Annotated in this window: 21 protein-coding genes; 4 read left to right on the plus strand and 17 right to left on the minus strand. The window is 51.3% G+C overall.

What is annotated here, in order from left to right:
• Positions 1-21: 21 nt before the first annotated feature.
• On the minus strand, positions 22-1,026 hold the full coding sequence (gene trpS / locus AEST_RS10640) for a tryptophan--tRNA ligase (RefSeq protein ID WP_008609001.1): 1,005 nt from the start codon (positions 1,024-1,026) through the stop codon (positions 22-24).
• 49 nt (positions 1,027-1,075) lie between these two features.
• Positions 1,076-1,750, minus strand: coding sequence for a ribulose-phosphate 3-epimerase (rpe, locus tag AEST_RS10645; RefSeq protein ID WP_008609003.1), 675 nt, complete (start codon positions 1,748-1,750; stop codon positions 1,076-1,078).
• A gap of 226 nt (positions 1,751-1,976) precedes the next feature.
• On the opposite strand from rpe, the gene AEST_RS10650 reads away from it, so the two are divergent.
• The 3 genes from AEST_RS10650 to AEST_RS10660 all read left to right on the plus strand — a co-directional run bounded on the left by AEST_RS10650 (position 1,977) and on the right by AEST_RS10660 (position 3,209).
• The gene (locus AEST_RS10650) at positions 1,977-2,660 is read left to right on the plus strand and encodes a TorF family putative porin (RefSeq protein ID WP_008609004.1); all 684 of its coding nucleotides are present in this window, start codon (positions 1,977-1,979) and stop codon (positions 2,658-2,660) included.
• Between the two features lie 113 nt (positions 2,661-2,773).
• Complete coding sequence (locus AEST_RS10655; protein WP_039925392.1) at positions 2,774-3,013, plus strand: hypothetical protein; 240 nt, start codon at positions 2,774-2,776, stop codon at positions 3,011-3,013.
• 1 nt (position 3,014) lies between these two features.
• Positions 3,015-3,209: a DUF2970 domain-containing protein gene (locus tag AEST_RS10660; RefSeq protein WP_008609006.1), complete on the plus strand. Its 195-nt coding sequence runs from the start codon at positions 3,015-3,017 to the stop codon at positions 3,207-3,209.
• Here the strand turns inward: AEST_RS10660 and AEST_RS10665 are convergent.
• From AEST_RS10665 to AEST_RS10705, 9 genes are all read right to left on the minus strand, one after another.
• The gene (locus tag AEST_RS10665; RefSeq protein ID WP_193353308.1) at positions 3,183-4,034 is read right to left on the minus strand and encodes a Dam family site-specific DNA-(adenine-N6)-methyltransferase; all 852 of its coding nucleotides are present in this window, start codon (positions 4,032-4,034) and stop codon (positions 3,183-3,185) included. The two genes, AEST_RS10660 and AEST_RS10665, sit on opposite strands and share 27 nt — an antisense overlap.
• Positions 4,035-4,070: 36 nt before the next feature.
• Positions 4,071-5,459: an SPOR domain-containing protein gene (locus tag AEST_RS10670; protein WP_008609009.1), complete on the minus strand. Its 1,389-nt coding sequence runs from the start codon at positions 5,457-5,459 to the stop codon at positions 4,071-4,073.
• A complete protein-coding gene (gene aroB, locus AEST_RS10675) occupies positions 5,459-6,514 on the minus strand; it encodes a 3-dehydroquinate synthase (RefSeq protein ID WP_008609010.1) in 1,056 nt (351 codons plus the stop codon). Before aroB ends, AEST_RS10670 begins: the two co-directional genes overlap by 1 nt.
• A gap of 22 nt (positions 6,515-6,536) precedes the next feature.
• Positions 6,537-7,055, minus strand: a complete 519-nt coding sequence (gene aroK, locus AEST_RS10680) for a shikimate kinase AroK (protein ID WP_008609011.1) — start codon at positions 7,053-7,055, stop codon at positions 6,537-6,539.
• 153 nt (positions 7,056-7,208) lie between these two features.
• Positions 7,209-9,275 carry a type IV pilus secretin PilQ gene (locus AEST_RS10685; RefSeq protein ID WP_008609012.1) on the minus strand — a complete coding sequence of 689 codons (2,067 nt, stop codon included), beginning with the start codon at positions 9,273-9,275 and terminating at the stop codon, positions 7,209-7,211.
• A gap of 15 nt (positions 9,276-9,290) precedes the next feature.
• Positions 9,291-9,824 carry a pilus assembly protein PilP gene (locus AEST_RS10690; protein ID WP_008609013.1) on the minus strand — a complete coding sequence of 178 codons (534 nt, stop codon included), beginning with the start codon at positions 9,822-9,824 and terminating at the stop codon, positions 9,291-9,293.
• Positions 9,821-10,420: a type IV pilus inner membrane component PilO gene (locus AEST_RS10695; RefSeq protein WP_008609014.1), complete on the minus strand. Its 600-nt coding sequence runs from the start codon at positions 10,418-10,420 to the stop codon at positions 9,821-9,823. The genes AEST_RS10690 and AEST_RS10695 overlap by 4 nt, the downstream gene beginning before the upstream one ends.
• Positions 10,420-11,013 carry a PilN domain-containing protein gene (locus AEST_RS10700; protein ID WP_008609015.1) on the minus strand — a complete coding sequence of 198 codons (594 nt, stop codon included), beginning with the start codon at positions 11,011-11,013 and terminating at the stop codon, positions 10,420-10,422. Before AEST_RS10700 ends, AEST_RS10695 begins: the two co-directional genes overlap by 1 nt.
• Positions 11,001-12,080, minus strand: coding sequence for a pilus assembly protein PilM (locus tag AEST_RS10705; RefSeq protein ID WP_008609016.1), 1,080 nt, complete (start codon positions 12,078-12,080; stop codon positions 11,001-11,003). Before AEST_RS10705 ends, AEST_RS10700 begins: the two co-directional genes overlap by 13 nt.
• 156 nt (positions 12,081-12,236) lie before the next feature.
• Here AEST_RS10705 and AEST_RS10710 point away from each other — a divergent pair, with 156 nt between their 5' ends.
• Complete coding sequence (locus AEST_RS10710; protein WP_008609018.1) at positions 12,237-14,738, plus strand: penicillin-binding protein 1A; 2,502 nt, start codon at positions 12,237-12,239, stop codon at positions 14,736-14,738.
• 60 nt (positions 14,739-14,798) lie between these two features.
• Here AEST_RS10710 and argH read toward each other — a convergent pair whose 3' ends face one another.
• From argH to AEST_RS10740, 6 genes are all read right to left on the minus strand, one after another.
• Entirely contained in the window at positions 14,799-16,184 is a 1,386-nt protein-coding gene (gene argH / locus AEST_RS10715; protein WP_008609019.1) for an argininosuccinate lyase, read from the minus strand.
• A gap of 3 nt (positions 16,185-16,187) precedes the next feature.
• Positions 16,188-17,402: an argininosuccinate synthase gene (locus tag AEST_RS10720; RefSeq protein WP_008609020.1), complete on the minus strand. Its 1,215-nt coding sequence runs from the start codon at positions 17,400-17,402 to the stop codon at positions 16,188-16,190.
• An 8-nt stretch (positions 17,403-17,410) separates the two neighbouring features.
• Entirely contained in the window at positions 17,411-18,325 is a 915-nt protein-coding gene (locus AEST_RS10725; RefSeq protein WP_008609021.1) for an ornithine carbamoyltransferase, read from the minus strand.
• A 60-nt stretch (positions 18,326-18,385) separates the two neighbouring features.
• Entirely contained in the window at positions 18,386-19,150 is a 765-nt protein-coding gene (argB, locus tag AEST_RS10730; RefSeq protein ID WP_008609022.1) for an acetylglutamate kinase, read from the minus strand.
• Positions 19,147-20,175 (minus strand): N-acetyl-gamma-glutamyl-phosphate reductase, encoded by a 1,029-nt coding sequence (argC, locus tag AEST_RS10735; RefSeq protein WP_008609023.1) that lies wholly within the window; start codon positions 20,173-20,175, stop codon positions 19,147-19,149. Before argC ends, argB begins: the two co-directional genes overlap by 4 nt.
• Positions 20,176-20,316: 141 nt before the next feature.
• Entirely contained in the window at positions 20,317-23,226 is a 2,910-nt protein-coding gene (locus AEST_RS10740) for a ligand-binding sensor domain-containing diguanylate cyclase (protein ID WP_008609024.1), read from the minus strand.
• Between the last annotated feature and the right edge of the window lie 77 nt (positions 23,227-23,303).

A 23,303-nucleotide genomic window follows, 5' to 3' on the forward strand; every position in this document is an offset into this window, starting at 1 on the left:
CTCCGGCAACAACAGTAGCGCTTAGGGCGCCACAAAACCTACAGCTGCGTTGACTGCTGCCAGGGTGCGGCTGGCATGCTCACGGGCTTTGGCGGCACCTTCGCGCATCACTTGCTGCATTAGCGTTTGGTCGGCCCGGATGTCACGGAATTTTTGCTGTACCGGCTCAAGCAGAGCGATGACCGCATCGGCAACATCACCTTTTAAATGGCCGTACATCTTGCCTTCATACTCGGCTTCCAGTGCCGCCACCGTTTTACCGGTAACACCGCTGAGAATATTCAGCAGGTTAGCAACGCCTGGCTTGTTATCCAGGTCAAAATACACCCGTGGCGGATCTTCAGAGTCCGTGATGGCTTTTTTAAATTTCTTGCTGATCATCTTCGGATCTTCCAGCAAGCCGACGAAGTTCCACGGGTTGTCATCCGATTTTGACATCTTTTTGGTTGGTTCCTGCAGGCTCATCACCCGGGCAGCCACCTGAGGGATAAAGGGTTCCGGCACCGTAAAGATGTCACCATGCAGCGCATTAAAGCGCAGCGCGACATCACGCGCCAATTCCAGATGCTGCTTCTGATCGTGACCTACAGGGACCTGATTCGCCTGATACAGCAGGATATCGGCCGCCATCAGCACCGGGTAGGTAAACAGACCGGCATTCACATTATTGTTATGCCGCTCTGACTTATCTTTAAACTGGGTCATCCGGCTCAGCTCACCAAACTGGGTGTAGCAGTTCAGCACCCAGGCCAGCTGGCTATGCTCAGGGACATGCGATTGCAGAAAAACGGCTGAGCGCTTTGGATCAATACCACAAGCCAGATACAGCGCCAGACTGTCCAGCGAGGCACTGTGCAGTGCTACCGGTTCCTGCCGCACAGTAATCGCATGCAGATCGACAATGCAATACAGACAGTTGTAGTCGTCCTGCATCTGATCCCACTGCCGCAGTGCGCCCAGATAGTTACCGATAGTCAGTTGTCCGGATGGCTGGGCGCCACTGAGTACTATGGGTTTACTGCTCATGCTGTGCATAATCCTGTGTTAAGTTCGAAAAAAAGAGCGCTATTATACATTAACCGGCTACCGCTGCCAGTTGCTGCCGCATCTGTGCGATAGTCGCAGCATAATCCGGGCTGTTAAAAATCGCCGAACCGGCAACAAACATATCCGCGCCGGCAGCAGCAATCTCGCCAATATTCGCTACCGTGACCCCACCATCAATTTCCAGCCGGATCGGCAAGCCACTGTGATCAATCAGCTGACGCACTGCGGCCAGCTTATCGAGCGTTGCCGGAATAAACTTCTGACCACCAAAACCGGGGTTAACAGACATCAGTAACACCACATCGACCTTATCCAGCACATAATCGAGGTAACTCAGTGGCGTTGCCGGATTAAATACCAGGCCGGCCTGACAACCATGGTCTTTGATCAATTGCAGGGTACGGTCGATATGTTTAGAGGCTTCCGGATGGAAGGTAATAATACTGGCGCCCGCCTTAGCAAATTGCGGCACCAGGCTATCTACCGGCTCGACCATCAGATGCACATCGATCGGTGCGGTAATACCATAGTTACGCAGCGCCTGACACACCATAGGCCCGATTGTCAGATTCGGCACATAGTGATTGTCCATCACATCAAAGTGCACCACGTCAGCACCGGCGGCCAGTACCTCGTTCACATCTTCGCCCAGGCGGGCAAAATCGGCTGATAGTATAGAGGGAGCAATTAAGTAAGGTTGCATAGCACAGGTTTCCCGATCCAAAACCCAGACTTTACTCAATTCTGGCGCAGAAAGCAGCCAAGGCCGCTGATGATTGCACAAAAATCAGGCAGCACTGCACCAGCAAGCAGCAGTCTAAATGGCAATATTGGCCAGCAATTAGAATAAACCACTGTTATATATCAACTTTATAATCTGGCATATATCTTGGAATTCCCTTGATGAATCCAATCTAAGGGGAATAACAATGACATCGATCAAAAAATGCTCCGTGGCCGGTTTATCCGGCTTATTGTTAACAGCCAGCCTGGCCAGTGCGCAGGCCCAAGCGGTTGAAGTCAGTGGTGATGTGACCTTTGTTTCTGATTACGCCTTCCGTGGTATCTCACAAACCGAAGAAGCGCCGGCCTTACAAGGTGGTTTAACCCTGGCCGTTGACAGTGGTTGGTACCTGTCGGTTTGGGGCTCCAGTGTCGATTTTGGTGGTCAGGGCACACTGGAGCTGGATGTACTGTTGGGCTGGAGCGGTGATATCGCCGAGGGTTGGAGCGCCGATGTCGGTATTATGCGTTATGGCTACCCTAACACCGAGTTCGAGGGGTCGAACTTCTGGGAACTCTATGGCTCAGTCAGCTATCAGGATTTTACACTGGGCCTGGCTTACAGCGATGACTACTATGGCAACAGCGGCAAGTATTACTATGTCTATGCCGGCTATAGTTTAGCGCTGACGGACAACCTGAGTGTGGATTTCCACGTCGGCCATAATGAATTCTCGGATGACAGCTCCTCCAGCTATCTGGATTACGGCGTAACCCTGAGTACCGAAGTACTGGGGCTTGGGTTATCACTGGCTTACGTCGACACCGATATCAAAGATTGTAAGCTGTGTGACAGCCGGGTGATCTTTGGGGTGTCAAAAGCATTCTAACGGCTAAAGCCTGCCACTTGTCGCCAGCACCAGCGTCTAATAATTAATCAGCTTGTGTCTGGCGAAAGAATCTACTATCATTGGGACTCTGCATCAGGTTAACAGGAATTAACATGAAACTAACCAAAACAAGCAAGTCTCTGCTCCTAGCAGGCGGCATGATGCTTGCTTTTGTAGTTTGGCAGCTGGACGCCGAAAAGATCTGCACACCTTCAACCCAAGCAAGCTGTCAGGATATCCAACATAACTGGCTGAATTGGCTTTCTGGTAACAGTCGTTCGACACAATTTCACTTTGTCGATTTTCTGGAACTGGTAAGTCGGCTGCTACCTGCCAGCGCACCGAAAAGCTGATATGACTGCGGCGAAACCCGGCTTCAAGCAGGTGCTTAAAGCGGTTTTCGGCGCCTTTATCGGGGTACAATCTGAGCAACAGCGTCAGCAAGACTTTCAAAGCCAAAGCGCTGTGCCTTATATCCTGACCGGTATCTTTGCCGCGCTCTGTTTCGTTGCCCTGCTGTTATTAGTCGTTTTTCTGGTGCTGCGCTAACGCCGGATAATAAGCGAACAACTCCTGCACCTTACCCCGACCCTGACCATTTTGGCTGATCGAGCGCCCCACTGCGATGCTGGTTAGCCGTGCCTGTTGATATATTTTGCGGGTCCAGGTGGTGTCATGATTACTGATCAATACATTACAACCACGTAACTGGGCTTGTTCAGCTAAAATCGCCAGCTGAGCCTGATCATCCAGACTAAAACCCTGGCGGGCATAGCTGGTAAAGCTGGCTGTTTTACTCAGGGGTACATAAGGCGGATCGCAATACACGGCATCGCCGCTTTGCAAATCGGTAAAGACTTGTTGATAACTCAGGCAGCTAAAGACCGCACGCTGCGCCTTTTCCGCAAAGAAATACAATTCTGCTTCCGGAAAATACGGCTTCTTGTAACTGCCAAAGGGCACGTTAAATTTACCGCTGAGATTATAGCGACACAGTCCATTGTAACCATGGCGGTTCAGGTACAAAAATAACAGCGCACGCTGATAAGGATCATGCAGCTCATTAAATTGCTTACGCAGCGCCAGATAGCTGTCTTTAGTATTCGCACTGGCGACAAACAGACTTCTGGCATCGGCAATATAGCGCTCTGCATCATGCTGTAAGGTCTTATAGAGCGCAATTAAATCGGCATTAATGTCATTTAGCCGGTAGCGCGGATAGTCGGTATTTAAGAACACCGAACCAGCGCCAACGAAAGGCTCGACCAGACAAGCTGCGCCCGGTAATTGTTGCTCAATCTGACTGACCAGGTTGAACTTACCACCGGCCCATTTCAAAAATGCCCGACTTTTCTGCTGTACTTTTGCCGGCATTTTTACTGGCTCTTTTGGTTGCACTCTTGGCGGCACTTAGCGATTATCCTGAGTTGCAGCAGCAAGATCCTGCTGCACCGAACGCGCAGTCCGGATAAAGGGGCCGGCGTCACGCAACTTTGCCGGTAACTGTGCAATATAGGCCGAGGCGGCGGCATTGTTTTTGAACGGGCCGGCGACTAACACCCACTGCTGCCGTCCCTGCTGCTGACGTTGATACAGCTGATACTGCAAGCCTGGGTATTGCTGCTGAAAGCGCTTTAACGCTGCCTCATCAGATAATACTGCCAGTTGTACCAGTCGCTCAGTCGCGGCCAGTGCAGCCAAAGCTGATGCTGCTGAGCCAGTTGGCTTAGCCGTTGTTGTGGCGGTTACTCTGGCCGGTTGCGGTTGCACTATAGTTGTTGGCTTAGTGGCTAACGGCGCTTGCTCAGGCGCTATAACGGGTGTTTCGGCAGCGACTGTTGTCACTTCTTCAGCAACCTGTTCAGGTATAGCATCGCTATGAGTTTCAATTGATAAGGTGCCGGGATCCGTTATTTCAGCGGCCGTCACTGATGCTAAAGCAGGCACTTCCGGCTCAATCATCTCTGCACCAGGCAGTGGCGGCTCCGGCGTATCCGGCATCAGTTCAGCCTTAGGGGTGTTTGCTGTTATAGCTGCATCAGGCGCAGTACTTGTTGGTAGCGGCGGTAGCGTTGTTGGAGGTGTACGCCCTAACCAGCTAACTGCCGCTATCACCACGACCGCTACCAGGGCGACGGCAGCCAACCAGGGGAAAGCTCCACTTTGCGCCGCAACCTTTTTCGTTCTGGTTGCACTTGTTTTGGTTGCAATCAGCGGCATTTGTAACAACAGATGCAGATTACCCTGGCTAAGCGCAAAACGCTCCGCCAGTGCTAAGGGGTCTAACTGCTGCTCTTGCAATAATTGCTGACTATCCACTAAGGAGAGTGCCGGGATCGTCAGATTTAACTGAAATCTGGGGTCGGGTTGCGGCACAAAGCAAAACAGCCGTGCCGGTAATTGTTCCAGCAAGGCCCAGCAACTTAAATCCAGCGTATCCGCATCATCGAGCAGTAATACATACTCAGAGGTATTATCGGTACGACAACGCGCCAACAAGGACTCAGTATCCAGCTGCTCAGTAGCAAACCACTGCTGTGATAGTTGTTTACTCAGTTGCTGTAATGACAGCGGGCTTTGTACCAGTGCCACATTAACCGACATTTCCTGACATTCGGAAAATAACTCAGCTAACACCAGCGCTAAGGTTGATTTACCGCTGCCCGCGGCACCAACAATAGCCAGCCGATCGAAGTCATTAAAAGCCAGTTGAAATAACAGGCGCGACAGCAGGTCCCGCTGTGATGGTAACAGGTAGCTATTTTGATCCAGCTGTTGCTGCAGACTTCTGATTTTCATCAGTTGAATACTTGTATCAGTTCGGCTTCACTGACATCAGTGAGCATCTGGCTACGACCGAGTGCGACCGGCAAAATAAAGCGCAGTTGCCCATTAACCACCTTTTTGTCGGTTTTCATAAAGGGCAGGAAATCCGTAATATGCATTGAAGCTGGCGCAGACACCGGTAACTTAAAGTGTTGTAGGATGTTACGCACCCGTTCCATTTCGGCCAACTGCAGATAACCTCGGCTATGGGCCAGCTGATGCGCCATCAGGATGCCAACAGCGACGGCCTCACCGTGTAACCATTCACCGTATCCGAGGAAGGCTTCTATCGCATGGCCAAAGGTATGGCCGAGATTAAGTAAAGCCCGTTCGCCCTGCTCAGTTTCATCGCGGCTGACAATATCAGCTTTCATCTGGCAGCAGTGCCGGATCATTTCTGCCAGCGTTGCCGGCTGCTGAGCAGAGATGGCATCAGCATGCCGTTCCAGCCAGTCCAGAAACGGTAAATCACTAATCAATGCATATTTGATCACTTCTGCCATACCGGCGGCAAATTCGCGCGGCGGCAAAGAGGCCAGAGTCGAAGTGCTGATTAATACCTGCTCCGGCTGCTTAAAGGCGCCGATCATATTCTTACCCAGCGGATGATTAACCGCCGTTTTACCACCGACCGAGGAGTCAACCTGTGATAGCAAGGTGGTTGGGATTTGGATAAAACGTACACCGCGCTGATAGCAGGCGGCAACAAAACCGGTCAGGTCGCCAATCACGCCGCCCCCCAGTGCAACCAGCACCACTTGTCGTGACAGCTTTTGTTCCAGCAAATAGCATAAAACCGCTTCGAAGGTTGCCAGCGTTTTATAGGCCTCACCATCCGGTACCAGATAATGTCGGCAAGGATGTTGAAACAACGCCTCTACTTGCGGTAAATAGCGCGCAGCGACGGTAGGATTGGAAACAATTACCACCTGCTCAGCCGCAGCGATCTCAGGAAGTAAGGCAGGAAAGGCCTGGGCAATCTGGATAGGGTAGCTGCGTTCACCAAGTTGTACGGCAACGGTTTGCATAAGCAGCCCCCTGTGCTGGAAATCAGAAACCTAGTTGTTCAATAATCTGGTTAGCGACGGCCCGGGCGCTCTGTTCATCAGTACGCACTGTCAGATCGGCAATCTCGCTGTAGAGTGGATTACGTTCAGCGGCTAAACGCTCGAGCACTTCTTTTGGCTCTTCTTTGGTCTGCAGCAGTGGACGCTTCTTATCACGCTGAGTACGGGCGACCTGTTTCTCGATTGGTGTTTCCAGGTATACCACTATGCCCCGTGCCGATAAGCGATTACGGGTTTCCTTGCTTAATACTGAGCCACCGCCAGTGGCCAGCACTATCCCTTGCAACTCAGTCAGATCCTGAATGACATTCTCTTCACGGACCCGGAAGCCCTCTTCACCTTCCAGATCGAATACCCAGGCAATATCTGCACCGGTACGGCGTTCGATTTCCTGATCGGAATCATAAAACTCTAGGTGAAGCATCTCTGCCAGATGACGGCCTATAGTGCTTTTACCGGCACCCATAGGGCCTACGAGGAAGATATTACGTTTTTCTGCCATATGTCGTATTGCTAAGTCAGCTATTTCAAAGGAAAGTTGAATTCAAGGACCGTTAGGCTCCCACGAAAAATTGAAGCGCTGAATTATGTCAGGAATGGCCTTTGATTGGCAAGCTAAATATCAGAGGCGCGGGCCAGACCCGCGCCTCTTCAGTTATTGGCCTTCCGTCAGGATCCGTGGCGTGACAAAAATTAACAGCTCACTCTTTTCGTTCAGCTCACGCTTGTTGCGGAATAATACACCCATATATGGAATATCGCCCAACAGCGGTACCTTACTTACCGTAGAAACGATTTGCTGTTGATAAATCCCACCTAGTACTATGGTTTCGCCATTATCGGCCAACACCTGAGTCATAATTTGCTGGGTATCAATGGCTGTTGCCGGACCTGTTGGTGTTTGTACCGTTTCACCACGGGTATTTTGGGTAATCACCAAATCCAGAATAATCTTATTGTCCGGTGTAATCTGTGGCGTCACCGTCAAGCTTAATACCGCTTTCTTAAATTCAACGGTCGTTGCGCCACTGGATGCAGCCTGAACATAAGGAATCTCGACACCTTGCTCAATGCGGGCTTCTTTTTGGTTTGAGGTAGTAATTCGCGGGCTGGCAATCACTTCACCTTTGTTTTCCTGCTCTAACGCAGACAGTTCAAGATCCAATAAGGTACCATCAGCCAAACGCGCAACATGGAAAGCGATACTACCGGCCGGATTCGCTACCGGCAAATTGACGTTCCAACGATCGTCCAGTGACGGGAAACCGCCGTTAGATATAGTGTTCGCACCCGGCGCATTACCCGAAACGCCGCGGTTACCACCACTGGTGCTCTGCTGATCACTAAAGCCCCAGCGGATCCCCAGCTCATCAGTCACATTATCGTTCACGGTGACGATACGAGACTCGATCAGTACCTGCCGTACCGGAATATCCAGGCGTTCCAGCAGCCGGCGTACACTTTCAATATTTTTTGCGGTGTCTTTTAGTAACAAGGTATTGGTGCGTTCATCCACTACAACGCTGCCGCGATCTGATAACAAGGTTGCTTCACGGTTCGATAATAAACCTGCTAAATCGGCGGCCTTAGCGTAATTAATCTGGATCAGATCAGAATACAGTGGCTCCAGTTGCTCAACCTGTTGCCGCGCTTCCAGTTCACGCGCTTCACGGGCTGCCAGCTCTTCGGTCGGTGCGACCATTAAGATATTGCCTTCCATCCGCTTATCCAGGCCTTTAACCCGCAGTACAATATCTAATGCCTGATCCCAGGGTGTGCCGTCCAGGCGCAGGGTGATATTGCCGGTCACAGTATCACTGGTGACCAGGTTAAAGCCGTTATAGTCGGCAATAATCTGCAATACTGTGCGGATAGGAATATCCTGGAAGTTTAGTGAAATTGGCCGGCCTTTGTATTCACGCCCGCCACCCAAAATACTGCGACTGGTGGTGTCACGCACCAGATTGACCGTGAAAATATTGTCGATCTGCTGATAATTGAAAGTGAACTGCTCAGTAGCATCAATCACCAGCTTGGTTGAGGTACCGTCACGGAAAGTCTCCACGCCTTTTACGACAGTGGCAAAGTCCATCACATCCAATTGATACAACAATTCATCCGGGATAGAGGTATTGTGGAATTCAATTTCCAGCTTGCCAAGGCGTTCCTGAACATCGACAGCAGCGGCATTCTCTTTCAAAAACACCAGCACCCGGCCTTCGCCACGTTCACCACGGCGGAAGTCAATGGCTTGTAGCTGATTGATAAAGCTTGGATTAATTTCAGAACTGCTCCCTGGCCGGGTAACCTGAGGTGTATCGGCCAGGTGCACAGAGAAGACATTATCATTCAGACGGGTGCGATAGACTTTCAGCGTGTCCATCGCAATAACGGAGTTAACGCCTTCGTCATTCAGCGCTGAGCGGACAGCCGACACGCCAGCCTGGCCAACGGCAACATTAGCAAGACGTTGCTCCAACTCCGCCGTTGGGAAGGTCACACTCAAGCGGGCCGGTTGCTGTAATAGTTGCACCCGGGGTTCCTGCACCAATGGCTCATCAAATACAAACTCGATTTCCGTCTCACCGTTTAACAACGGATTGTAACGAACTTCATAAAGTAAAGGTGCTGCTGTTGCAGGCAAAGCACTGACAAGCAACGCTAACAAACCAAGTCTGCTGCCTTTAAATCCTGCCGCTTTATTTTTAATTAATTTATCCATGATTTACTCGCACACCTAGTTACCTGCTGTTGCAGCATCGAACATCTGAACTCTGGTGGTTCGTTCTACCCAGCAACCAGAACCATCCGGGATCAGCTCCAACAAATCCATATGGGTGGGTTCAACTCTGATCACCTTACCGTGAAACAGCCCCATATAATTGTTCAGCGTTATTCTGTGTAATGCCTTATCTGTTGATTCAATCAAGGCCCATAATTGCCCGCCATCACCCAAGGTCCCGCGCATCCGCAGATTATCCAGCGCGAAACGTTCCAGCGGCTCTTTACGCCGGTTCGGATCCGGCGTGATGCAATCCTGTTGTTGGGCAATACGGTCTTGTATCGCTTCCGGGCTGGGTTCAGTAAAGGGGCTACGTACATTACCCACATTATATGGAATATGGGTAAACTCTTTCGCCTGTGGTAATGGCTCTACCCGGGGGCGGGCATTATTCTTGACCGCATCCATATGCGCCTGAATATCACTGACGTCATCAAAGCAACCGGTCAGTAGCAAGCTGAGCGTTACTGCTGTCAGGAGTGCTCTCATTGAATGCTCTCCTTATAGCGATAGGTCTTGGCGACGACGTTAAATCTGAGTTTATTATCTTTATCAGCCTGAATGGTAAAGTCATGTAAACTAACGATTCGTGGCAGCTTAGCGACTTCACTGACAAAGTTACCGAATTGGTGATAATCCCCGACCACATCAATCTTGATCGGTAATTCCGTGTAAAACTCTTTTTCTACCTCAGGTTCCCAATTAATCCGTAAGAACGTCAAACCGCTGGTGGTACCAACGTAGGTAATATCGTCCAACAAGCCCGGCGTTTCATGAGTTGTGGGTAACTGTTTAAGCAACACCGCGAAGGTTTCTTCCATTTCTTTCATTTGTTCACGGTATGCCTCGAGATTTACCGCGGACGCGTAACGGTTCTGATAAGTCTGACGCAACTCCAGCTCTTTCTGCTGCGCTGCCGCCAACTCATCAATTTTGCTGTCAATCAGCAAATAATAACTAAGTACTGATACCAAGGCCGCAACCAGCAGTGCAAAAATGGCTTTCGCAGCTAAGGGCCAGGACCCCATATTCTCGAGATCAAGGTCATTGATATCAATCTCTGATAACTTCATATTCAGAGCCATTATCTGCCCCCCTGCCCACTGGTTGCTACAGGGGCTTGCTGTTCTAACGCATCATAACCTTCGATTTTTACGTGCATCCGGAAATCACTCAACAATGAGGAGCGTTCACGGCCAGCCTCGATAAACTCAAGGTAAGGGGTGGATAACAATTCAGACTGCTCCGCTTCACGCAACATATTCGACAACCGGTTATTCGATTCGCTTTTACCCAGCAATAACAATGATGAACCTTTCTTTTCCAGTTGGGTAAGATAGACGCCTGCCGGCACAATACGGGTAATTTCCAGCATCACCTGGGTGCCCAGATTACGGCTGCTTTGTAATTGTTCAATCAGCGTCATCCGCTGTTGTAGGCTGCGTTTGGTTTCATTCAGGTTACGAATTTCAGCGATACGTTGGTCAAGCACCCGGATCTCGCTTTCCAGAAATTGATTGCGCTTGGCCTGCCCTTCGAGTCTGGCGTTGTAGATCATATTAATCAGAAAGAAAATCAGAAAGCTTACCAAAGCTGTCAGAGCCAATAGCATTACATAGTTTTTTTGCCGCTCTTTTCTGGCTGCTTCGCGCCACGGCAGCAGGTTTATATATGCCATGGTGTAAAACTCCTCAATGCCAGGCCGCTGGCGACCATCAACTGCGGTGCACAATTGTCGAGCGCGTCACGATCGACTGCCGTCGCCACTTCCATACTGGCAAAGGGGTTAGCAATAACGGTATGGATACCCAACTCGTCCAGCAGTAATTTGTCGATACCTTCAATCAGCGCTGAGCCACCCGACACCACCAGATAATCCACCGCGTCCTTACCGCTACTGGTCAGATACATCTGAATACCACGGCGAATTTGTTGCAATAGCATCGTTTGGAATGGTGCCAGCACTTCAAAGGTATAATTGGGGGGCAAATCACCGGTAACTTTCGCTAACTCTGCTTCTTCGTAGCTCTTGTTATAATAAGACAGAATGCTGCGGGTGTACTGTTCACCGCCAAATACCTGATCCCGGGTATACAGCGTTTTACCGCCTTCAACTACACTTAGAAGGGTCATGGTTGCACCGATATCGACCATCGCCACCACCTTAGAACCGGCGTCTGCCGGCAATTGGTTCAGGCAAAGCTCATGTGCCCGGCTCAGGGCATAGCTTTCGACGTCAACAACCTTAGCGGTAAAACCACCGTTTGCCAGCGCAGCAACACGGGCTTCAACGCTTTCGGTTCGGGCCGCATTTAGCAGCACGTTGACCTTCGACGGATCGGACTCATTAACGTCGAGTTTTTCAAAGTCCAGGCTGACTTCGTTTAACGGATAAGGAATCAAGGTATCAGCCTCAACCTCAATCTGACTTTCCAGTTCAGCATCGGTTAAGGACACATCCATAAAAATGACTTTACTGATTACGGTAGAGCCAGAAATAGCAGTGGCAGCGAATTTCACCGAGCGGGGAATTTTTTTGCGGATTTTTGCCAGCACATTGCCGACAGCTTCAATGTCCTGCACCTCACGGTCTGACATAGCGCCTTTTTGCATCGGCTCAACCGCGAAGGCTTCAACTTTATAATAGCCGCTATGCTGACTGAGCAGTATCGCTTTCACTGAGTGAGAGCCGATATCAATCCCAACCATTACGGGCGTTTGTTTACTAAACAGGCTTTTGATCATAGCGTCCTGCAGCCGTTATTTTAGTTAGTTATTCTTATACTAGGTATTCTTAGCCTAGACACGATTTTTTGGCAAGAAAAAGCGTTTAATCTCAGTCTAATAAATATATACTAGCAGTGAAATTACCAAATTGGGAGTTAAAGTTGGGGTCGCATCGTGTCTTGGTTTAAAAAACTGCTTATTTTTGTTTTTGTTGCCTTTTTGCTCGGTGTCACCAGCATCACTGCGACCTATTTTTGGTTGAAAGATGATTTACCTGATGTCGCTACGTTAAAAGATGTCCGCTTACAAACCCCGATGCAGGTGTTTACTGCTGATGGCGAATTGATTTCGCAATTTGGTGAGCAACGTCGGATCCCATTACGCCTGGACGAAATGCCCCCGCTATTGATTCAAGCCTTCCTGGCCACCGAGGACACCCGTTTTTACGAGCACCCGGGTATCGATATTATCGGTATAATGCGGGCCGCGACCGTGGTTGCCACCTCTGGCGAGCTCAGCCAGGGCGCCAGTACTATTACCCAGCAGCTAGCCCGAAACTTTTTCTTAAGCCGCGAAAAGAAGCTGATCCGTAAAATCAAAGAAATCTTTTTGGCCATTCATATCGAGCAATTGCTGACCAAGGACGAGATCCTGGAGCTCTACCTGAATAAAATTGAGTTGGGTCATCGCGCCTTTGGGGTGGGAGCCGCGGCTCAGGTGTACTTTGGTAAAACGGTACAGGAACTCAGTGTTGACGAAATGGCGATTATTGCCGGTCTGCCTAAGGCGCCATCGGTATTAAACCCGGTACGTTCAGCCAGTAACGCCCGTGCCCGTCGTAACGTTGTGCTTGGCCGGATGCTGGACACTGGCGCTATTGATCGCGCCACCTACGACGCGGCCATCGCCGCCCCGGTGACCAGCCGGTTACATGGTGCCCAGATCACCGCCTCCGCTCCCTATATCGCCGAAATGGTGCGCCAACAAATGGTTGACCGTTTTGGTGAAGAAGTTGCATACACTGAAGGCTTTCGCGTTTATACCACTATCAATAGTAAAGATCAGGCCATTGCCCGCCGGGCTCTGCAACAGAATTTGTACGACTATGATGAGCGTCATGGCTATCGTGGTCCGGTCGCCGAATTGTGGCAAAGTCAGTTGCAGCAAAGCGATGCTGCAGAGCCGGTATTTACCGAGAAGAACCGACCTGAGCCTGCGGAAATCAATGCTTACCTGGACCGCCAGCAAGGTATTGAGGACCTTATTCCGGCTATCGTATTAGACGTGAAACAGCAAAGTGCCATGGTGTTGCTAAAAGGCGGCCAACTGCAGGAGCTGTCATGGGATGGCCTGAAATGGGCCCGTAGCTTTATCACCGATGAGCGTCAGGGCACGGCACCGAAAACAGCGGCGGCGATCCTGAAACCCGGCCAGCACATCCTGGTACGGCAGCAGGATGAGCTCTGGCGCCTGAGCCAGCTCCCAGCCGCCAGCAGTGCCCTGGTGGCCATCGATCCAAAAGATGGTGCTATCCGCTCTTTAGTCGGTGGCTATAGTTTTGCGCAAAGCCAGTTTAACCGGGTAACCCAGGCTAAACGTCAGGTAGGCTCCAATATCAAACCCTTTATCTATTCTGCTGCGCTCGAGCATAACTATACCTTAGCCAGCTTAATGAACGATGCCCCTATCCACCACTGGGATGACGGTGCCGGTATTGCCTGGCGGCCACGCAACTCGCCAGCAGTCTATGACGGGCCAATCCGGATCCGCGAAGCTCTGGCGAAATCGAAAAACGTTGTTTCCATCCGCTTATTGCGCGGTATCGGTATCGACGCCACTATCGAACAGTTACTAAAATTTGGCTTCAGCGCCGCCGATCTGCCCCGCAACGAGACACTGGCCCTGGGCTCTGCCTCGTCGACGCCGTTGGAAGTCGTTACCGGTTATGCTGTCTTCGCCAATGGCGGCTTTCTGGTACAGCCTTATGTTGTCGACAAGGTACTGAATGCCGAGGATAAAGTCATCTTTCAACATCAGCCGCTGTTAGCTTGTGAAGCTTGTCCGGAAACGGACGGGGAAACGCCGGCTCAGGCCGCGCCACGGGTGATCTCAGCGCAAAACGCCTTTTTAATTGCCGATGCCTTAAAGAGCAGTATCTGGGGTGGTGGCGACTGGCGCCAGGGCACCGGTTGGAATGGTACCGCCTGGCAGCTACAAAACCTGCGCCGTCGTGATCTGGCGGGTAAAACCGGTACCACCAATGATTCGAAAGATACCTGGTTCTCTGGTTTTAACAGTGATCTGGCGGTAACCAGTTGGGTCGGTTTTGATGACGCTAACCGCAGCCTCGGCCGGGCATTGTGGAATGCCAATCTTGGTCGGGAGCAAAGCGCCGGAGCTGAGTCCGGTGCCCGCACCGCCATGCCAGCCTGGCAGAGTTTTATGCGGCAGATCCTGCCTGCCTATCCGGAAAAAACCGTTACGCCACCGGTCGGTATTTCGTCAGTGCGAATTGATCTGACAACCGGGCTGTTAAGCCGCAGCACTGACCATACCAGCAGTTTTGAGTTCTTCAAACTTGGCACTGAACCGACGCAATACGTATCCGGTAGCGTACCTCAGGTGCAATTTGGTGAGAACAATCAACAAAAGCAGGAACTGGAAGAGCTGTTCTAAGCATACTTTCAGAGCATAAAAAAACCGGCAACGCCGGTTTTTTTATGCTTGCTGCGCACACTAATGACTAACAGTATCAAACCATTGCTGTGCCAGTTTTAACTGCTGTAATACCTGCACCGGCGCTGTACCACCATAGGCGGCACGTTTGGCCAAACCAGCTTCAATGGTCAGTGCAGCATAGACGTCATCGGTAATAAGCGGGCTGACCTGCTGCATCTCAGTCAGTGGTAATGCTTCGAGCGCGACCTTAGCCGCTGAAGCTTTTAACACCAGCGCTCCCGACAGCTCATGCGCGTCACGGAACGGCACGCCCTTGGCTACCAGATAATCAGCCAGATCCGTCGCGTTGCTATAACCCAGCTCGGCGGCCCGACGACATTGCTCTGTATTCACCGCTAAATGGGGTAATACCGTTGCTAACACCAGCAGAGATTGCTGCCAGGTTGCCATCAGGTCAAAAAAGCCCTGTTTGTCTTCCTGCATATCTTTGTTATAGGCCAAAGGTAAGCCTTTCAGCACATGCAAAATGGCGACCAAATGTCCGAGTACGCGGCCGGTTTTACCGCGCAGTAACTCAAATACATCCGGGTTTTTCTTTTGCGGCATCAGCGAAGAACCGCTACTGATGGCGTCTCCCAGTTTAAAGAACGCCGCTTCACCCGAGCAGAAGAAGATCACATCTTCCGACAAACGTGATAAATGCGTCATACACAAGCTGGCGGCAGCGGAAAGCTCCACCACATAATCGCGATCTGATACCGCATCCAGACTATTGGCTGCTGCCTGGGAAAATCCCAGACGCTGTGCCAGTGTATGTCGATCCATCGCCACACCAGTACCGGCCAGTGCACCACAACCCAGCGGACACACATCTAAGCGTGCAACAGCGTCATCTAAGCGACTCAGGTCACGTTTAAACATCTCGACATAAGCCAATGCCCAATGCGCTACTAAAACCGGCTGGGCGCGCTGCAGATGAGTAAAACCCGGCATCACGTCGCTACCGGCTCGCTCGGCAAATACCAGCAAGGCTCTGAGTACTGATAATAACGCCTGTCGCACATAGCCAGCATTTAGCCGGGTCCATAACCGCAGATCGGTAGCAACCAGATCATTACGGCTGCGTCCGGTATGTAACTTCTTCGCCACCGCGCCCAGTTTAGCGGTAAGCTGGGCTTCTACCCAGCTGTGAATATCTTCTTCCTGAGTTTGCAACGGTAACTTCGGATCCGCCTCAATCGCCACCGCTAAGTCAGCCAAGCCGGTATCCAGTTGCTGCGCTTCCTGCTGATTGATAATACCGGCTTGCAACAAACCGGCGGCCCAGGCACGCGAAGCCGCGATGTCCTGCAGCGCCAGTTGATAATCAAAACTCAGCGAATCGTTAAAATCGCGGAACTCAGCCAGTGTCGCTTCGGTAAAGCGACCACCCCACATCGCCATAACTTAATCCTTCTTCGCGTGCAGCGCCCGGATCCGGCTGGCCAGACTGTACAACCGGATAAAGCCTTCAGCATCTTTCTGGTTATAGACTTCATCACCTTCAAAGGTAGCAAAAGCTTCAGAGTACAAACTATTCGGCGAGCGACGTTTGGCCACAGTGACATTACCTTTATACAACTTGACCACTACATCACCGGTCAGCTGCGCCGCTAAGGAGGTGGCAGCGGCCAGTAAGGCGTCTTTTAACGGTGTAAACCAACGGCCATCATAGACCAGCTGGGCAAATTCCAACCCAACCTCTTCGCGATATTTTAGTGAGGTGCGGTCATAAACCAGCGCTTCCAGGCCTTTTAGTGCCGCCAGAATAATGGTACCGCCTGGTGTTTCATAACAGCCACGGGACTTCATACCAACTAACCGGTTTTCGACGATATCAATCCGGCCAACACCATGCTCGGAGCCAACGGCATTTAACAGCTCAATAGCTGCCACCCCATTCATGGCCTGGCCATTAACCTTTTTCAGCTCACCGGCTTCGAAGCTCAACTCTACATATTCGGCTTTATCCGGCGCCTGCTCCGGAGATTTGGTCCACATCCAGATTTGGTCAGATGGCTCATTCCATGGATTTTCAATTTCGCCGCCTTCATGCGAAATATGCCACAGGTTAGCATCGCGGCTGTAGATTTTAGTGGCAGAAGCCGTGGTTGGGATCTTCTTCTCGGCCAGATAATTTAACAGCGATTGCCGGGAGTTAAACTCCCACTCCCGCCAGGGCGCGATAACTTTTAACTGCGGTGCCAGAGCAGCAAAAGCACCTTCAAACCGCACCTGATCATTACCTTTACCGGTACAACCATGACAGAGCGCATCGGCGCCCAGCTCCAGTGCCAGTTTGACCTGAGCACGGGCAATCACTGGCCGCGCCATTGAGGTGCCAAGCAAATACTGGCCTTCATAGACGGCGCCGGTTTTTAAAGTTGGGAAAATCACTTCGTTTACCAGCTCTTCGCGCAAGTCAACAACATAGCAGCTGCTGGCACCCGAATTAATGGCCTTCTGCTCTACGCCGGCCAGCTCTTCATCGCCTTGGCCAACATTGGCGACGAAAGCGATGACTTCACAGTCATAGTTATCTTTTAACCAGGGTACAATGGCCGAGGTATCTAAACCGCCAGAATAAGCCAGTACCACTTTTTTAACATTCTTTACGCTCATTACCAACCTCAACTAAATAAACTGACTAACACAGCATTTTGCGCATGCATCCGGTTTTCCGCCTGCTGCAATGCCAGAGAAAATTCACTGTCCAGCACCTCGCTGGTCACTTCCTGACCGCGATGTGCCGGCAAACAGTGCATAAAATGTTTTACTGCCAACCGTTGCATGGCGGCAGTATTAATTTGATAAGGTGCAAAAATACGTTGTACCTGCGCCGGATCGGCTTTATTCCCCATCGACACCCAGGTATCGGTATAGATCGCATCCGCACCGGCGGCTGACGACAAATGCTGACTGAGTGTCAGCTTGGCGCCGCTATGCTGTGCCAGCTCCTGTGCCTTTAACAGTACATGGGCATCAGGACCAAAGCCCTGTGGCGTCACGACTGTCAGATCCATGCCCATAATGGCGGCGCCCAACATCAACGAATGACAGACATTATTGCCATCGCCAACAAAGGCCAGATGCACTTTACTCAGGTCACCATATTGCTCTTTTAAGGTCAGTAAATCGGCCAGTGCCTGACACGGATGATAGAGATCACTCAGCGCATTAATCACCGGTTTTTTACTGCTTAGCGCCAGCTGTACCAGCGTTTTTTGCGAGTAAACCCGTGCCACTATCGCATCGGTCCAGCAAGCCAGATTGCTGCCAAAATCCTCTACCGACTCACGCACGCCCATGGCACCGTTTTGCTGATCCAGATAGACACTGTGGCCACCGAGTTTGTAAATACCAACATCGAAACTGACACGGGTACGCAGCGAGGGCTTTTCAAACAACAGCGCAATGCTGCGGCCCTTTAATGCCTGCTGGTAATCCTGCGGGTTTTGTTTGATATTCAGCGCTAACTCGAGCAGCGCCTTAAGTTGTGTCTGATCCAGTTCAGCTAAACACAGCAGCTGGGTTAATTTACTCATAAAACACACGTATCCGCTAAGCGGTTTCCTTATACTGTGGCGCTAAGCTGCGCCCTGAGGTTAATACATAATGCAGGTGCCGACTGGCTTATCCTGCATCAGGTTTTGTAAATCTTCCGGATGCTGCCAGCCGGCGACAACGATATTGCTTTTAAGTGCCGCAGCTGTTTCCAGCGCCGCATCCAGTTTGACTTTCATGCCGCCCTTGATCACTCCCTGTGTCACCAACTCTGCCGCTTGCGTCGTGCTTAAGGTTGGGATCAGTTGCATCTGGGCATCTAAAATGCCCGGCACATCGGTCAGTAATACCAGTTGGCCCTTAACCAGCTGACAAATCGCCGCTGCAGCCAGATCCGCATTTACATTTAATAACTGCCCCTCGGCACCTATACCAATAGAGCTAAATACCGGGGTAAAGCCTTGCTGTAATAACAGGTTAAGTAAGGTCGGCTCAGCTGGCTTTGCGATACCTACCGCCCCCAGTTTAGTGTTAACACTAAACTGACAGCTGTTACCGGCTGACAAATTCAAACCAACGGGGTTTAAACCCGCTAATATCGCGCGGCTGACCATTTCGGCATTGACAGCACCATCCAAGGCACCGGTTATCACTGGCATTTGCTCAGCCGGTGACACCCGCTGACCATCAATTTTTTCGGTACTAAAACCAAATTTCGCCAGCCACTGATCAACCTGGTCACCGCCACCATGCACCAGCACCACCGGTCGCTGCTGTTTAATGTTGGCACATACCGCTAACAAGGCATCCAGCGCCGCTCTGTCTTGTAACAGGCGGCCGCCCATTTTTAATACCACGGGCTTCATGCGACAGCTCCTGCAAATAAACCGGCCGTTTCCGGTTTGCCAAAACGTACGTTCGCTGCTTGCATGGCCTGTGCTGCCGCGCCTTTTAACAGGTTGTCGATCGCCGACATAATCACCAGTTGTTCACCATCCTGTTGCCAGTAAAGGTCACAGAACGGAGTGCCGGCAACATCAGCCACATTAGGGGATTTATCGGTAAAGCGGATCAGCGGTTTACTGGTATAGGCCTGGGTAAAGGCCGACTTGACCTGCTCCGCACTGACACCAGGGTTCAGGTTCACCACACAGGTGGCCAGAATGCCACGTTTAAAATTACCCAGATGGGGGGTGAATACCACTTTACGGCCAAGGTTCTGCTCAATCTCCGGCCGGTGACGATGCTTGAAGAAACCATAGGCATTCAGGCCGACTTCGCAGAAAGAGGTGGTCAGGCTGGCTTTACGGCCTGCGCCCGATACACCGCTGGTCGCGCTGATCACCGGGATACAATCCGCCGCAACCAGACCGGCCTTTAATACCGGTAATAACGCCAGTGAACAAGCGGTAGGATAACAGCCGGGTACCGAGACCAGATCACCCAGCGGCTCAGTTTGCCATTCCATTAACGAATAGACGGCTTGCTCGAGTAATTCCGGATGCTGATGGACATAGCCATAGTACTGCGGATACAGCTCTGGCTGCTTTAAGCGAAAGGCGCCGGACAGGTCAAACACCTTAATCCCTTTGGCCAGCAGTTTAGGAGCCACCTCTTCACTGGCCTCATGCGGTAATGCCAGAAATGCTACCTCGATATCCAGCTCAGGGATCAGGCTATCCTGCCAGGGTTCCACCAGAATATCGACTTGACGGGCAAAACGCGGATATAAGCTGGCCAGCGGTTCAGGATCGCGGCCGCCAGAAGCGAAAGCATAACTGAGTTCAAAATAAGGGTTTGCGCTAAGTAAGGCACAGAGCTCTGCACCACTGTAACCAGCGGCGCCTAATACCGCACTGCGGATTTTCGGGGATTTTGAAATATCAGACATGAAATACTCTTACTAACTAAAACACAGGCTACCAGTTATAGCACAAACTGGCGCCTAGTGTAGTGGGATGGATATGCATAATCAAGAATTATTATGCTGTTTTTTTGAATTTTTATACGAAAACTGCAAGCTGGGACCTGCTCAGGAAGCAGTCTGTTGTGGCAGATCGGCCAGTACCAATTTGTTCCGCCCCTCGCGTTTTGCCTGATAAAGTGCATGGTCAGCATTCAACAATAATTGCGATAGATCTAACTTGTGGTTACTGGTTAAGCCAATACTAATGGTGATCCTAAGGTCGCTGGCAATATCGGATAAATCCATTTTCTCGATTTTTTGCCTCAGGCGTTCACAGACTTCTGCCGCATCCTGCAAACTGGTAACAGGTAATAGCATGGCAAATTCTTCACCGCCCCACCTGGCCAGTAAGTCGATGCTACGGCTTTGTTGTTGCAATACTGCCGCAACCCGCTTTAACACCTCATCACCGACCGCGTGCGATAATTGATCATTAACCCGCTTAAAATGGTCCACATCCAGCAACGCCAAACATAAGGTTGTCTGGTAGCGCTGTGAACGCAGATATTCGTGTTGTAGGGCTTCATCAAAAGCACGACGGTTTGCCAGGCCCGTTAGCGCATCCTGTCTGGCTAATAACTGTAACTCTGAGGTCTGCTCAGCGACCAGCTTACGCAAGCGCAGCTCGCTGTGACGCAGGCTGCTCAGGCGCCAGCGGATCGCCAAAAACAGACTGCCAGCCAACAATACTAATAACAAGAGTTGAAAACCGCCGCGCTGCCACAGTTGGGGCAGTAAGGTGAACTCAACAATCGCCTCATTTTTACTCCAGTCACCACCGGGATAAGCAGCAGCAACCCGGAAACGGTAGGATCCCGGTGGTAAGTTGGTGTACTCAGCACTGATGGCGGCGCCACGGTTTACCCACTGACTATCAAAGCCTTCCAGCAGAGTGCGGTATTGGATCCGTTGCGACATCACATAACCCAAACCGGCATATTGAAACTCAATACGGTTTGTACCCGGAGCCAGCCGGTGCGTTTGCCGCAGTGCCAGCGACTCTCCATCGACAATTAGCTCTTCAACAACGACGGGAGGGGTTAGCCGCGCGAATTGTTGCAAGCGCTCTGGCTGCACCCGGCTAACGCCCATGGAGGTCGCGATCCAAACCGAACCATCATGGTGCACCGTTGCAGCTTTGGCGGAGCCACCATTGGCCTGAGCACTGGCCATGCCATCACTCTCGCCATATAACTCAATATCAATCCAGCCCCGCTGTCCGTTAACGATTTCCAGCGCTTGCTGCCGGTTTAGCCTTAATACACCGCGATTACTGCTAACCCAGAAATGCCCTTGTTGGTCTAATACCAACTGGAATAACTTATCAAACGGCATGCCCTGCGCCCGGCCTATCATGCTGATTTTATCGGTCTGTAAGTGATATGCCAGTAACCCACGATCGGTACTCATCCACAATAAGCCAGCTTCTTTATCTTCGGCAAAACCAAAGGCGTAATCAGCGTCATCGAAACGACTCAGATCTAAACGCTGCAACTCACCTGTTGCAGACAGCACTGCAACACCGGCCCCGCTACCAATAAAGATCCGCTGATCGGAACTCTGATACAGCCCCATTATAAAGGGGCTGGGCAGGCCCTGTTCCCGGCCATACAGCTTATCACCGGCAGCGCTCAGCCAGACAGCTCCAAGCGCCGTACCAACCCAGACACTGCCATCTGCCAGCGGCAATACCGCCCGCACCTCGTTCGCCGGCAAGCGGTTGTCAGCATGAAAATGTTGTACGACCTTGTCGTCGCGAAGCTGGACCAGGCCATCGGCATAGGTACCGGCCCACAAACTGCCATCAGGCCCCTCGGCCAGGCTCAATACTGACTGACCGACACTGACAGTACTTAAATCTAAGCGGCTTAATTTGCCATCGCAGTAACGATTTAATCCGCCGCTGCTGCCAATGTACAGACAGCCATCGGAATGCGATAACACAGTCCGGACAAAGTTACTGGCCAGGCCCTGCTCGGTAGTAAAGGTACTGAAAGGAGCATCACGCAAGCGGAATACACCGCCGTTAGTGCCAACCCAGATACTATTCTCTTTATCCAGTAACAGCGCCAGTACCCTGTTATTCGGTAAGCCCTGGCGGATATCCAGCTGCTCGGTCACGCCACGGGCTTGCCGGAATAATCCCCGATCAACGGTACCGATCCATAAAATATCCGGGCCTTGTGGCAATAATGACGAAACCGGCACATTGGCCAATAAGGATAGCGGCTGAGCCTGCGGGTCGCTCAGTGCAAAAAGTCCGCGCTCAGTACCGACCAATAATTCATGCTGCCGCTCAAGTAGCGCAAATACCGGGGTACGTTGTAACTCGGCGGAAGCAACCTGTTGGATCTGCAGATCCGGATCCAGGAATACCAGCCCATCCGAGGTACCTACCCAAATCCGGCCAGTCGCGTCTTCCAGTAAACTATGTACCTGCTCTGAGGGCAAGCCATCAGCCCGGTGCCAGACCCGGCGCTGGCCAGCTTCATCCTGCAAATACAAGCCTTTACCTTCAGTGGCGATCCACAATCGACGCTGACTATCCAGCAGCACCCGGTTAATCAGTACCCCCAGCGGCGGATAGGCGTGCCAGACACCATTGCTAACTTTGACTAATCCGCCGCGGGAACCGGCAATCCAAAGATCTTGCTGCCAATCGACATGGAAAGTTCTGACCCCGACATCCGGTAAGCCAGTTTCCGGACTACGGTCAAAAATTTTGAATTCGCGGCCATTGTAACGCGCGACACCTTCCCAAGTGCCAAACCATAAATAGCCATCTGCGGTCTGAGCCAGCGCATTAATGGTGTTGTGGGGTAAGCCATCTCGGGTATTCAGGCTTTCTTTAAAATAATTATCCAGCGCCGGCACCGGGCCGGGCTCGGAATGAAATTTGGCAGGGGTAGCGCCAGCGCCGGGCGCGATGGCCAGAAAGATGCACAACAACCAGCAACACAGGTGCAATAATGGCATGCAGATAATCCATTCATCCGTTGCAGCAGGCAATACTGCCGTTATGCTCAGATTACCTGAGTTTTAGCTTAATTGCC

It is taken from the genome of Alishewanella aestuarii B11 (genome assembly GCF_000280055.1).
GTDB classification, from domain to species: Bacteria; Pseudomonadota; Gammaproteobacteria; order Enterobacterales; family Alteromonadaceae; genus Alishewanella; species Alishewanella aestuarii.